General features: G+C 40.7%; 13 protein-coding genes. 8 read left to right on the top strand and 5 right to left on the bottom strand.

Features of this window, described 5'->3' with window-relative positions; genetic code table 11:
* Positions 1 to 8 precede the first annotated feature (8 nt).
* The 5 genes from AC2IOM_RS01135 (at position 9) to AC2IOM_RS01115 (ending at position 5493) form a co-directional block, all read left to right on the top strand.
* Positions 9 to 929 carry an ornithine carbamoyltransferase gene (locus tag AC2IOM_RS01135; protein ID WP_138630053.1) on the top strand — a complete coding sequence of 307 codons (921 nt, stop codon included), beginning with the start codon at positions 9 to 11 and terminating at the stop codon, positions 927 to 929.
* A 12-nt stretch (positions 930 to 941) separates the two neighbouring features.
* A complete protein-coding gene (locus AC2IOM_RS01130; RefSeq protein WP_105170849.1) occupies positions 942 to 2144 on the top strand; it encodes an argininosuccinate synthase in 1203 nt (400 codons plus the stop codon).
* Between the two features lie 31 nt (positions 2145 to 2175).
* Positions 2176 to 4041 (top strand): argininosuccinate lyase, encoded by a 1866-nt coding sequence (gene argH / locus AC2IOM_RS01125; protein WP_486358865.1) that lies wholly within the window; start codon positions 2176 to 2178, stop codon positions 4039 to 4041.
* A gap of 344 nt (positions 4042 to 4385) precedes the next feature.
* Positions 4386 to 4910: a hypothetical protein gene (locus AC2IOM_RS01120; protein ID WP_054978639.1), complete on the top strand. Its 525-nt coding sequence runs from the start codon at positions 4386 to 4388 to the stop codon at positions 4908 to 4910.
* Between the two features lie 67 nt (positions 4911 to 4977).
* Complete coding sequence (locus AC2IOM_RS01115) at positions 4978 to 5493, top strand: hypothetical protein (protein ID WP_054978638.1); 516 nt, start codon at positions 4978 to 4980, stop codon at positions 5491 to 5493.
* Here AC2IOM_RS01115 and AC2IOM_RS01110 read toward each other — a convergent pair whose 3' ends face one another.
* Both AC2IOM_RS01110 and coaD read right to left on the bottom strand, forming a co-directional pair.
* On the bottom strand, positions 5494 to 6906 hold the full coding sequence (locus tag AC2IOM_RS01110; protein WP_486358864.1) for a capsule assembly Wzi family protein: 1413 nt from the start codon (positions 6904 to 6906) through the stop codon (positions 5494 to 5496).
* Positions 6903 to 7385, bottom strand: a complete 483-nt coding sequence (coaD, locus tag AC2IOM_RS01105; RefSeq protein ID WP_486358863.1) for a pantetheine-phosphate adenylyltransferase — start codon at positions 7383 to 7385, stop codon at positions 6903 to 6905. Before coaD ends, AC2IOM_RS01110 begins: the two co-directional genes overlap by 4 nt.
* A 145-nt stretch (positions 7386 to 7530) precedes the next feature.
* Here coaD and AC2IOM_RS01100 point away from each other — a divergent pair, with 145 nt between their 5' ends.
* Positions 7531 to 8187: a TetR/AcrR family transcriptional regulator gene (locus AC2IOM_RS01100; RefSeq protein WP_394226984.1), complete on the top strand. Its 657-nt coding sequence runs from the start codon at positions 7531 to 7533 to the stop codon at positions 8185 to 8187.
* On the opposite strand, the gene AC2IOM_RS01095 is transcribed toward AC2IOM_RS01100, so the two are convergent.
* Both AC2IOM_RS01095 and waaA read right to left on the bottom strand, forming a co-directional pair.
* Positions 8184 to 8729, bottom strand: a complete 546-nt coding sequence (locus AC2IOM_RS01095) for a DUF1415 domain-containing protein (protein ID WP_486358862.1) — start codon at positions 8727 to 8729, stop codon at positions 8184 to 8186. The two genes, AC2IOM_RS01100 and AC2IOM_RS01095, sit on opposite strands and share 4 nt — an antisense overlap.
* Complete coding sequence (gene waaA, locus AC2IOM_RS01090) at positions 8710 to 9978, bottom strand: lipid IV(A) 3-deoxy-D-manno-octulosonic acid transferase (protein ID WP_486358861.1); 1269 nt, start codon at positions 9976 to 9978, stop codon at positions 8710 to 8712. The genes AC2IOM_RS01095 and waaA overlap by 20 nt, the downstream gene beginning before the upstream one ends.
* Before the next feature lie 111 nt (positions 9979 to 10089).
* Here waaA and AC2IOM_RS01085 point away from each other — a divergent pair, with 111 nt between their 5' ends.
* Entirely contained in the window at positions 10090 to 11502 is a 1413-nt protein-coding gene (locus tag AC2IOM_RS01085) for a capsule assembly Wzi family protein (protein WP_486358860.1), read from the top strand.
* 335 nt (positions 11503 to 11837) lie between these two features.
* On the opposite strand, the gene AC2IOM_RS01080 is transcribed toward AC2IOM_RS01085, so the two are convergent.
* Complete coding sequence (locus AC2IOM_RS01080; protein ID WP_486358859.1) at positions 11838 to 12956, bottom strand: glycosyltransferase family 9 protein; 1119 nt, start codon at positions 12954 to 12956, stop codon at positions 11838 to 11840.
* Between the two features lie 183 nt (positions 12957 to 13139).
* On the opposite strand from AC2IOM_RS01080, the gene AC2IOM_RS01075 reads away from it, so the two are divergent.
* Complete coding sequence (locus AC2IOM_RS01075) at positions 13140 to 13721, top strand: D-sedoheptulose-7-phosphate isomerase (protein ID WP_010560855.1); 582 nt, start codon at positions 13140 to 13142, stop codon at positions 13719 to 13721.

The raw sequence follows: 13721 nt of genomic DNA, 5'->3' as shown, positions 1-13721 counted from the left end.
GAAAAACAATGACTCAACAATTTATTACGGGCTTAGAGCTCAACAAAGAAGCCAACTTAAAATTACTTAGCTTAGCATTACAAATTAAAAATAATCCAATGGATTTTGCCGATGCTCTTAAAGGGAAATCGGTTGTTACGTTATTTGAAAAACCAAGTTTACGTACTCGCCTGTCGTTTGATATCGGCATTAACAAACTCGGTGGTCATGCGGTTTATCTTGACCAGCAAAACGGTGCTATGGGGCAACGTGAATCGGTAAAAGATTTTGCCTTGAATATTTCGACGTGGGCGGATGGCATTGTGGCGCGTGTAATGGCGCATAGTACATTAACTACGCTTAGCGAATTTTCGTCTGTGCCGGTTGTAAATAGTTTGTGTGATTTATATCACCCATGCCAAGCACTCGCTGACTTTTTGACACTGACTGAAATTTACGGCGACGTAAGCCAACTAAAATTGGCTTATTTAGGTGAAGGTAACAATGTTACGCACTCACTAATGCTATTAGCGGCAAGTTTAGGTACTGACTTTGTTGCGGTATGCCCTAAAGGCGCATCACCTGATGCACAAATTGTAAAACAAGCTGAAGCAATCGCAGCACAAAATGGTGCATCGGTCTCGGTAAGTGACCGCGTAGAAGCTGCAGTTGGGTCGAACGCACTCTATGCCGATACTTGGGTATCAATGGGCGATAACACACCATTAGAGCTGGTAAAAGAAAAGTACATGCCGTACCAAATTAATCAAAAACTGCTTGATATGACAGGCGCATCAAGTGTGCTTCATTGTCAACCAGCGCACCGTGAATTTGAGATTACCTCTGAGGTAATGGACGGTGAAAAATCATTCATAATACAACAAGCTGAAAATCGTATGCATGCGCAAAATGCTCTGCTTGTAAGTTTATTAAACCCAAATTTTGTGTAAGGAATCGGTAACATGAGTTCTATTAAAAAAGTTGTACTAGCATACTCAGGTGGTCTTGATACATCGGCTATCGTGCCATGGTTAAAAGAAAACTATAACTGTGAAGTAGTGGCATTTGTTGCCGATGTCGGCCAAGGCGCTGAAGAGTTAGAAGGCGTAGAAGCAAAAGCAATTGCATCGGGCGCATCTGAGTGTCATATCGTTGATTTAAAAGACGAGTTAGTTGCTGATTATATTTACCCAACACTTAAAACTGGCGCGATTTACGAAGGTACTTACTTATTAGGTACGTCAATGGCGCGTCCTATTATTGCTAAAGCACAAGTTGAAGTTGCGCGTAAAGTAGGTGCTGATGCACTTTCTCACGGCTGTACCGGTAAGGGGAATGACCAAGTGCGTTTTGAAAGTTGTTTTGCAGCACTTGCACCCGATTTAAAAGTAATTGCGCCTTGGCGTGAATGGGATTTATCAAGCCGTGAATCATTACTTGATTACCTTGCTGAGCGTAATATTCCGTGTTCAGCGTCGGCGACTAAAATTTACAGTCGTGATGCAAACGCGTGGCACATCTCACACGAAGGTGGTGAGCTTGAAGATCCGTGGTGTCAACCGAGCGATCAAGTATGGACATGGACAAATTCGCCAGAGCAAGCGCCAAATGAATCACAACTGGTGCAGTTAAGTGTCAAAAATGGTGAAGTAGTTGCGGTAAATGGTGAGCAAATGTCACCGCTTCAAGTACTCACTACGCTAAACGAAGTTGCAGCACCTCATGGTATTGGTCGTGTTGATATCGTTGAAAACCGTTTGGTAGGTATGAAGTCGCGTGGTTGTTATGAAACACCTGGAGGCACTGTAATTATGGCGGCACTTCAAGCGATTGATGAGTTAGTGCTTGATAAAACCAGCCGTAAATGGAAAGACACTTTAGCGAATGAGTTCTCACACCTTGTTTATGACGGTCGTTGGTTTACGCCACTAAAAGATTCAATTTTAGCTGCAGCAGAAGCGTTTTCGACTCTTGCAACCGGCGAAGTGGTATTAAAGCTTTATAAAGGTCAAGTTACTGCAGTTCAAAAGCAATCTGAAAACTCATTATATAGTGAAGACTTTGCAACGTTTGGTGAGGATGATGTGTATGACCAATCACATGCAGAAGGCTTTATTCGTCTATTTTCATTAAGCAGTAGAATTTCTGCAATGAATAACAAGTAATCTTGCCGAGAATTAGTGAGAGGATAGAGTTATGGCACTGTGGGGCGGACGTTTTTCTTCGGGACCAGATCACGCATTTAAGCAATTTAATGACTCACTGCCATTTGATTATCAAATGGCAGAAGAAGACATTATTGGTTCTGTGGCTTGGGCTGGTGCGTTACAACAAGTTGATGTGTTAACAGCGGACGAACATCAAAAATTAGTAGTAGGTTTAAACGAACTTTTACATGAAGTTCAGCAAAACCCAAATGCAATTGCAACGGCTGGGGATGAGGATATTCACTCGTATGTAGAGGCAAAGCTAATTGAAAAAGTGGGCGATCTTGGTAAAAAGCTGCACACAGGTCGTAGCCGAAATGACCAAGTAGCTACTGATTTTCGCTTGTGGAGCCGAAAAACTGCGAAGCAATTACTTGCGGCCATAGCGTCATTAAAAAATGCCTTAGTCACCCTTGCGGAAAAAGAGTTTGGTACCGTGCTACCTGGTTATACTCATCTACAGCGTGCGCAACCTGTGTTGTTTAGTCATTGGTGTATGGCATATTTTGAAATGCTAGAGCGCGATGAAGCGCGTTTAGAAAGTGCGCTTAGCCGCATTAATGTATGTCCGCTAGGTTCCGGTGCGCTGGCCGGTACAGCCTATGCCATCGACCGTGAACAACTGGCTGCTAATTTAGGTTTTGATAGAGCAAGCCGTAATAGCCTTGATGCCGTGTCGGATCGTGATTTTGTGGTAGAGCTTTTAAGCTGTGCGTCAATTTCAATGATGCACTTATCACGCCTTGCAGAAGATATGATCTTCTACAATTCGGGTGAAGCAGGCTTTATTGAACTGGCAGACAGTGTGACGTCTGGCTCAAGTCTGATGCCGCAAAAGAAAAACCCAGATGCGCTAGAACTTATTCGTGGTAAAACTGGCCGTGTATTTGGCGCTTTTAGTGCCATGATGATGACCTTAAAAGCACTGCCGCTTGCGTATAATAAAGATATGCAAGAGGACAAAGAAGGACTTTTTGACGCAATGCCAACTTGGCTTGCTTGTATTCATATGGCTGAAGCTTGCATTAAAGGTGTTAAGGTTAATGCGGATAAAACTAAAGCTGCGGCACAAGGCGGTCATGCTAATGCGACAGAGCTTGCAGATTACTTAGTTGCCAAAGGTATTCCATTCCGTGAAGGGCATCACATTGTTGGTGAACTGGTACAAGTGGCAATTTCAGAGGGTAAAAACCTTGAAGATTTATCACTAGCGCAATTTAAAGCCGTTTGCGATGTAATCGCAGAAGATGTGTACCCAGTGCTTGAACTACAAGCGTGTTTAGATGCGCGTTTAGCGCTTGGTGGTACATCTCCGACGCAAGTTCAATTTGCCATTAGCAACGCAAAAAAAAACGCTGAATTTACGGTAAGAGATGCCACGCTAAACGATGTGGAAGCAATTGCTGAACTTATCCAATATTGGGCGCGTGAAGGCGAAAACTTACCGCGTGCAAAAAGCGATATGATCCACAGCATCAATGAATTTGCTGTTACAGAAGTGAATGGCAAAGTGACTGGGTGTGCTTCGCTATATATTTACGATACCGGTCTTGCAGAAATTCGTTCGTTAGGAGTTAATCCTGAATCGAATGTGAAAGGGCAGGGGCGAGCGTTGGTAAATCACCTAATTGAAAAAGGTGGTAAGTTGGCGCTAGGGCGCATTATTGTGCTGACTCGTGTGCCTGGTTTTTTTAGTAAGTTAGGTTTTGCTGACAGCCATAAATCTCAATTACCTGAAAAGGTGATGAAAGATTGTGAGTTGTGCCTCAGAAAAGATAACTGTGATGAGGTTGCTATGGACTATTTGATTGCACGGCCAAATTCGTTGCGTATCGATTGTCGCAATGTAGCCTAATTCCATTTCAAATTTAATCGCCATTAAAAGCACAACAGCTATGCTGTTGTGCTTTTTTACGTTTAACACTTTTTGTACTTTACTCAATAGAGATGGTGCTATTTAAATTGCAGTTGTTATTCAATTTGATTTTATTGTTATATAAAACAGTAAATTAAATTTAACCCTTTATTCGTATATTGCGAGTAATTCGCATTTATGGATCGCTAATTGCTAAATTTGTGCACCTGATGTTTAGTTGTCAGAAAAATGACAATTAAAGGCCCTAGGTATATAGCAGTATAAATAATTAAAAAATAATGCTTAGGGGTATCTTTAAAAATTAGTTTATAAGGAATTGAAAAATGCAAATTAACGGTACCAATAGCTTAAATGCTACACAATATGCTCAAACGCAAAACAGTCAGTCAACTGCAGTTAAATCAGAGGGTTCACAAAACACCCTACAAAATGATAAGGTGACTTTATCTACTGATTTGCAACGCGGTGGCGGTATAATTAAAACCGACTCTTACGCAAATTTAAAGCGTGGCGGTGGTATAATCAAAACTGACTCGCAAGCAGATTTGAATCGTGGCGGCGGTATCATTAAAACTGACCCACAAGAAAATTTAAATCGCGGTGGTGGCATTATTAAAACTGATTCACAAGCAGACTTAAATCGTGGCGGTGGTATCATTAAAACTGATTCTTACGCAAATTTAAATCGTGGCGGCGGTATCATTAAAACAGACTCATACACAGATTTAAATCGTGGTGGCGGCATTATCAAGACGGATTCGTACGCTGATTTAAATCGTGGTGGTGGTATTATTAAAACTGATTCACACGCAAACTTAAATCGCGGTGGCGGTATTATCAAAACGTAAAGATTAAATGATTTGGACGACTAACCTGGCACTAACTATGGGGACACTTGTTGTTTGGGGGTTCCTAATGGCATTTTTGTTTAATATATTTATGCGTACTGTTTCTGCTAAAACAGATAACTATTTAGTCTGGGTTAGTGCCATTATGTTTGCGTCATATTATTTCAGTGACTTATTCCACGATCTCAGCTCAGGTACTGAGATTTACTTTACGTGGTTTATTTATGATCTGCTCACGTTACTTGTTGTTCTTTTTCCTCTTCTGTTTAAACGTCGTCTAAATCTCATTTTAAAACCAGCTTCAATTTATATTTTTATTGGTTTAATTGTAAATGCAATTTTGTTTTTAGCTATGTTTATTGATATGAACTTACTGGGCAATAGAGAGCCATGGTTGTTGTGGTCTATTTATAGCTTTACGGTGAATGCGGTTGATTATGCAATGATTATTACATTAATTATTGGTCGTGATTGGTTAGGCCTAATCAGATTGGCACGTTATGCGTACTCAAGAGCTCTTAAATCAGAAGCTAAACATGAGGCACGCACTGAACAATGCGCACATATTGTATTACACGCTTAATTAAAAACGATATTCCCAACTGCCACTTAGTGCGAATTCTGTATCCGAATCATTAGCCAACTTATCGCGCCAAGTTGTCGCTTTTAGCTTTAGCAAACCGTCAAATAACCCTTGCTGAAAACCCACCTCTAGTTGCAAGCGCTTTGTATCAAGTTTTTCAAAATCCATATGACGTAGTTTTACAAATCCAGCATAGCCATTTGTAGTTTGGTAGCTGCTTGATAAACTCAAGCCTTTAACATTCTGACCGATACTTGCCGCGATATTTTCACCTAAGTGCGCGTACCCTTGCTCATAATATGGGTGCTGATATTGGCAATGGCTCAAGGTCGCAATATAACGACAGTTTGAAATCGTATCTGAGTATTCAATATAGCTTTTAACTAAGAAATCTTGGCCACCAAAAAAGTGTTCAGCACCTAAGGTGTACATTGTATCTTCAGGTAAAAAGCTTAGCTCGTTGGTACCAGCATATTCCCCGTAAAGTGCAATAGACTGATTAAACAGTCGTGTACTGTATTTAACATCAATGCTGGTTAATTGGTTATATTCATTAACCCCATTGTTATCGAGCTTATTCTTGGTCAGTATGACATCTGATAGCGCACCAAAGCCATGATCTGTATCTGGACTATCAAATTGCGCAGTTTGGTTTACGCCTACCTCTAAACCGGTAATAGGGGTTGATGAAAAGCGCATAGCCCAAAATAGGTTGTCTTTATCATCGTTTTTGAGGTACTTATCTTGACCAATAAAGGCTGAAAAATTCCACGGACCAATAAATGAGAGAAAACTTGGTCCATAGTAATCGGTATTTAAACGGCTAAGGCGCAGCCCCGGCATTGGGTCGGCGTTGTTTGAGAGTAATAACGCGTTATCGTTACTTGGGCCAAACCATTTATTAATTTGCTCAACACTGACGCTCCAATTGCCGTATAAAACCGCCAAATAAGAACCGTCATAGTTGAGTTCCTTTTGGCTGGTGGCATCTTTGCTATAGCCAATAGATACTTTTGCAGTCACTCTGTCACCCATTAGTACTGAGGTGCCTTGAATGTTGCCTTTATGCTTATTGCGTTCGCCAAAACTTTGTAAGTTGCTTGGCTCACTGTTACCACTTACTTTAACTGATGAATAAGAGCCTGATTTTGCGGCTTTAAGTGCATGTTGTACTTTACGAAGTGCGAAAATACCATCATCAGATAGCTTATTGCGATTGATCATTGATAAATCTTGCGCAATACCTTGCCACATAAGCGGATAGCTATTAACCGGGCGCTTAATCGCGCCTTCACTTACTAATTGCTCAATCGCGGCGCGTAAAAAAGGGTCATCGGTGCCAATCCAAGGCTCAGCAAAAACGTTTGCTGCAAAAACTAAACTACATGATGCAGCAATATGGCTTAACTTCATTTTGCCAACTTTTCCTTAAGGGCGCTTACGACAATAGGGTCTACAAACTCATGAACATCACCACCATGAATTGCCACTTCTTTTACTAGGCTTGATGAAATAAATGAGTTTTTCTCAGCAGGTGTTAAAAACACTGTCTCAAGCTCTTTATTAAGTCGGCGGTTCATATTGGCTAATTGAAATTCAAATTCAAAATCCGATACAGCACGTAAACCGCGCACTAATACGTGTGAATTTTGTTCTCTCGCTAAATCAGCAAGTAAGCCAGAAAAACCAATTACCGTTACGTTATCTAGGTGTGACAAAATAGATTTTGCGATTTCAACACGTTGTTCTAATTCAAAAAATGGCTTTTTATTTGGGTTATGTGCAACGGCTAAAATTACTTCGTCGAACATTTTAGCAGCGCGCGCTACTAAATCTGTGTGGCCATTTGTGATTGGATCAAACGTTCCAGGATAAATCGCTTTTACTTTCATGGTATTGGTAACTTAGTGATGATGCTGGCATTTTATCAAGCTTTAATTGGAATACCAATCGCCAAGCGAGACATTTTGCCAATTGGTATTCAACACTAGATTGTTTATACTGCGCGGTATTAACGTTAGGCATAATAGGATATTTATGAGTACCAAGGATAAGATAATTCAAACAAGCATTGCATTGTTTAACCAGCATGGAGAGCGTGCGATAACAACCAACCATATCGCATCAGAAATGGGTATTAGCCCAGGTAACTTGTATTATCACTTTAAAAATAAAGAAGACATTTTACGCAATATCTTTAGCCTTTATAAAAATCACCTTAAAGATAATTTTATCCCAATGGATAAAAACCAAGATGTGATGGCGCAGCTCGCCGGCTACCTTGATTCACTGGTTGAATTAATGTGGCGTTTTAACTTCTTTTATAACAACTTAACCGATATTTTAAGCCGCGATAATGAGCTTAAAGCGCAATATTTAGAACAGCAAGCACAACTGTTAGAACAAGTAGCGGCGGTTATTGCGGGGCTAAAATACGCCGAAGTGATTGAGATTGATGACAGCGATATCGTTGAACTTGCACATATGGTGAAACTAACCGTGAGTTTTTGGACGCCTTATGTAAAAGCGCATAGCGAAGATGGTCGTTTGTCAAAACAGGATATTTTTGGTGGTATTGTTAAAGTGATATTACTGTTTAAGCCTTACGCCAAAGGCGCAGGCTTAGATCAGCTAAAAGAATTACAACAAGAATACATTAATAAGCAACTTGACGTTGAACAGGCGGTTGCTTAACGGTCTTTTTGGCAGTGCGTTAACAGTTGCTGCCAAAACGCGATACCTTTTTCTCGCGCGAGATTAATGTTCGTCTCTGGAATACCTTCCGGATCAGGGTGAATATCAAGTACCCTTGCCATTGAAGCTTCTCTTATCAAATGTAATGTCGGATAAGGTGCCCTGTTGGTGTAGTTAGCTGCGTCTTGCTCATCACTATCGGCAAAGACATAGTCTGGGTGGAAATTAGCGATTTGAATAAAACCTTCATAACCGCTTGATACCAACATCGCATTGGCTAAATCAACCAAATCTAAAAAATCGTCAAAATCTTGAAAGCCTTCGCTAAAAATATGTAAACAGGTTTCAATATCGTCGTTTTCACGCATTTGTTGTATTAACGAGAGCATTTCAATTACCGCATCTTCATGCGACTTTGTTTTGCTATCTACATAGTTAATTGTATTGTTTACTACTTCTTTTTTGGCAAAAGGGCAAAAGTTATACCCAACAATAACGCGGCTAACCCAGTTTTTAGTTTGTTCAATCGGTGATAATGTCATGAGAAATCTCGTTTTCAATAAGCGTTATTGTGCGTTTAACCGCGCCACTGTTAGCATTCAATATAGCTAACGCATTGTCCCCTAGTTCTTTTTGCTTGCTAGGGTCGTTTGCAATTGAAAGCAGGCTTTTACAAAGCGCATCGGCACTATCAACACACAAGCAGGCATTACTGTCTAGTAATTGCGGGTAGACATGTAAAAAGTTGGTGTAGCTTGGTCCGGTAATAATTGGAATACCAAATGCCGCTGCCTCAAGCGGATTATGACCGCCGCGCTCAATTAAACTACCGCCAATAAAAGCACTGTTTGCGGCCCCAAACAGTGTGAGCATTTCCCCCATGGTATCTGCGAGTAGTACTGCTTGCCCATTGTGTGGCGCTTTACTGCGTTGGCTAAAACTAATATTTTGTTGTGTTAAATAGGCAGCTACTTTGGCAAATTGCTCAGGATGGCGCGGAGCGATAATCAGTAGGGCGTTTGGCTGTTGCTCTAACAGTGATAAATGTGCAGCAATAACCTGTTCATGTTCGTTAGGGTGAGTTGAACCTGCAACCCAAATAAAATCATGTGTTGTAAGCTCAGATTGAAATTTTTCTACGTTATTTGTTATCTCATTACTCAGCGTAATATCAAACTTAATCGAGCCAGTCACATGCGCATTTTTGGGGTTTAAACCGAGTGCTAAAAAACGTGCCGCATCGTCTTTATTATGCGCTGCTAGCAAGCCTATGTTATGCATGATTTGTTTGCTTAAAGGCTTTATGCGCTGATAGCCTTTTTGCGATTTTTCCGATAAACGCGCATTAATAACACACACAGGTAAGCCATGTTTACTTGCTTTAATAATCAAATTTGGCCAAAGCTCAGTTTCTAAAATAACAATGGCTTTTGGTTTTAATTGTTTTATAAAACGTGAAATAGCGCCAGGAAAATCGAGTGGCAAATACACATGTTGCACGCTGTCTTTAAATTGCTTTTTTATTTCAGCTGAGCCCGTAGGTGTATTGCAGGTTATAGTGACAAGGTGAGTCTGTTTTAATGTGTTAATTAATTTACTTGCGGCCATTAACTCACCGACAGACGCGCAGTGAATCACTAGACTGTTTGGTTTTAAATTATCATCATAAAAACCAAGACGTTCAGCCCAACGTTTACGATATTCAGGCGCTTTTTTTCCGCGTAACCATAAGTGCAAAAACACCAGCGGTGATAAAAGATATAAAACAAAACTGTAAATGATGCGTGCCATATCGACCTCATGAGATAGAGCGGCGAGTTATAACATATTTATACAATTTTTGCTGCGCTATGTGATGGCGTTTTGTTATCATGAATGGATAATTCTATAACGACTTCGCCTATGAAACTCAGTAATTTACTTATTATTGCAGGGGCATTTGTTGCAACAGAAAGTGCTGCAAAACCTACTGTATATTTGCCTTTAGGCATAGACGCCCACTTAGAAACCCAACTTGATCGCATGTTTGCACTCACCAGTGGTACGCCTATGCATAAGCCGTATGCGTTAAGTGAAGTCGACCTTGCACTTAGGAAACTAAAACAAAAAGATAGTAGATTGTATCGTTACTTAGTGGGTGAGCTGAAACGTTATCGTGGTGAAGACAAAATCAGCCGTTATGGTCTACGAACTACAGCAAGCAGCGGTGATACGATGCCGATTGCTAACCAGCGCGGTTTAACAACCGATGAATATGCGCAAGGTTTTTTCGAAGGTATTTGGCGCCCTAATGACTTTATGTTGGCACAAATAGGCGTAGATTACCGCGTTAAAGGTCAAGACTTAGTCGCTTATAATTCGACATTGAGCATGGCTGCAGCAAACCTACAGCTTGATATTGGTTACAGAGATCATTGGTATTCACCATTTAAAAATTCGGCGCAAATTATGTCGAATAACGCACAAATGCCAATGAGTATTTCACTAGGCACGGTTGAGCCGCTTAATAACTGGTGGAACCTCGATTTTGAATTGTTTTATACCGAACTTGATGAAGTGAAAAATGGTATTCAGTATCAAGGTGAATGGCATGACGGTAGCCCTGAACTTGTTGGTATGCATGGTTCAATTGAACCGCTATACGGCTGGAAAATAGGCTTTAACCGTGTGATGCAGTTTGGTGGTGGTCCGCGTGAGACGGATATCAGTGATATCTTTAAAGCATTTTTTGACCCATCAGGTAACGATAATGCTGATAATGACTTGAGCACAGACGATGAATTTGGTGACCAAATGATCTCGTTTACCTCGAGTGTTTATTTTGATTGGGTAACACCAATTGAAATTTACGCAGAATATGGTGCTGAAGATACCTTGCATGGCAGCAATTTTAAATTTGGCAATCAAACCATTTCATTTGGTACGTACTTACCAAAATTAACGAACAACTCTTCATTAAGATATGAATATAACAAGTGGAATACACTTTGGTACGTTCACCACTTATATAAAAATGGTAATACTAATGAAGGTTTCACATTTGGTCATTTCGCTGCTGATAATCGTAATTTCGGCGATGGTGTACCGGCTGATGTACACACCATTAATTATGACTATTTTGAATCGGTATTGAGCTCTTGGCAGTTTAAGCTAAGCACGCAAAATAACGACAGCGACGATTACCAGCGCGCTTATTCGTTATCTGTGCTTAACAGTCGTAAAGTCGGTGAGTACCGTGTTGAAACCAGTTTAATGGGTGGGAAAAACGTTTACGATGAAAGTTATGGTTATTTATCTGTAACCATGTTTTGGTAACCATTGATTATGGCCTAGAGTTCCTAGGGGCTGTTGACCTTTTAAGTTTGTTTTTGCAGCAGTTTGATTGGATTTTATACAAGGCAGAGGCTGCGTGGCATAGTCATTCTATGTGAGTCAGCCGATAACACAGTAGAAAACCCAATCAAGCGCTGTCGAACGGTTCTTTTGAGCGCACTTTTTTTATTGTTGCCTACATGGATGTGGGCAAGGGGCGTGAGCAGGACGCGGAAGCTTTGCTCGATATTCGCTTAGATTGCTAGGCCACACATCGAGCACCGCGATAAAAGCACGCTCAAAGAGAACAAAAATAGAACAGTAAAGGTGGGCAGACCCTAGGCCAACTTCAGAATATTCTCGGCAGCAACGACGACTTCAGAAGCGGCAATATTATCAACTCGCTTTTTCCCCTCAAGCACTGAATTAGCCTTAAGTGGGCGCCAGCTTGATGCCGACTCTCTGATCAATGCGATTTGTGGCAGTGATAAGCTGCTTGCGATATGCATAATCGCAGTTTCAACAGAAATTACTAAGTCGCAGGCTTGCATAACACTCGGCAGCTCAAAGAAATCCTTAGTTGCTGAAAATGCTTCCACAGCAATGTTTGTTTGCTGTGCACACCAGTTAGAAACTTCATCAAATTTATGCGGCGGCGCGTTTAACACAAACAGTGTATTAGGTGACTTTTCAGTTAGTTTTGCTGTTAATTCAGCTAATTGTGATAGTTGCCAGTCACGTTTTTCATTAGTCGAAATATGATTAATGAAAATAGTCGGCCCATTACTTAAGTTCTTAGAGTTACGCCATGCGTTAATTTGTTGTTTGCCTTGTTCACCCAGAGAGTTTGTGACCAATATTTCGCGAGAGCGCTGTTGTTCATCAAGTGACACAGCAAACAGGCGAGAAAAAATATGGTTATAAAAATCACTAATGTGCTGGCTGGTAGCTAATTCAGACAGCGCAATCGTAGTACTTAATGATTTGTACTGGTTGCGATAAAACAAACGCGACAAAAGGTTTTTAGGCTCAGTGCCAACTATGGTGGCGTTTGCGTTGATTGCCTGTGCCACTTTTAAATAGGCCGGTGCGCGTGTAGTGGCAACAAATACAATAAAATCATACTGCTGATTTTTTGCATCAGCGATTAATTGCTCTCTGTGCTCGTTACTACTGGCAATGGGATATATGGTATTTAGGTGGTTTTCTTTTGCTAGCCACTGCTGCAAAGTAGAATTTCTGCCTGAATGCCAAGATTTTTTCTTGTTGCGACAATCATCAATCCACACGTCAATTTGCACATCGGGGTACTGTTTTGATAAGGCTTTTAGAAACGCGCCCTGATAGACATAATCACCTAGTGCAAGGTGAGTCATGTACAGTACTTTACTGCCTTTTTTGAGAGTCAGTTCAGGAACTTGTATTTGAGTTGTGGTTGAATGCTTGCTTTGATGCACTTAAATCTCCCTGCGCATGAACGGGAATTGTAACAAACAACCCTGCTGCAAGGGTAGTAAATTTAAAGATTCTTAAAAGTTTAACAAAGCCATTTGTTAAGATTGGTTAACAAGCCTCGCCATTTTAAGACGATTCGTTATAAAATGAAGTTAACTATTTATAGATGCAATAAACAAAGACCTATGGAAGCGATTACAAACTCATACTTAGCAAGCTTAGAACGTCACCGCAAAGTGTTTGCTATTATGGAGCAATACCAACAACAATCACTATTACTGTTACAAGCTTGCCAGGAAACCTTAGATAAAGGCGGCAAAGTAATTTGGTTTGGTAATGGCGGCAGTGCAGCTGACTCGCAACATTTAGCCGCTGAGTTTGTAGTGCGTTATAAGAATGAACGTGGTCCTTTAGCATCCATTGCACTTACAACGGATACGTCAATTTTAACCGCGCATGCTAATGACTATCACTTTGATACAGTATTTGAACGCCAAGTTCAGGCACTTTGTAAACCAGAAGATTTAGTGATTGGTTTAACGACTTCAGGCACCAGTGCCAATATTAATCTCGCACTAGAAGCAGCAAACAAAATTGGTGCCTACACGGTGGCATTAACCGGTCGTGATGGCGGCAAGGTAAAAGACATCGCACGTTTACCAATTATTATTGCAAACGATGAAACTGCGCGTATTCAAGAAGCGCATATGTTTATTGGCCATTGGTTGTGTGAAGCAGTTGATATGCTAGTTGCCGAAAAGAGCTAA

Source organism: Pseudoalteromonas sp. NS-SX12, from assembly GCF_057367955.1.
This window is presented reverse-complemented; position numbering and strand designations above follow the sequence as displayed.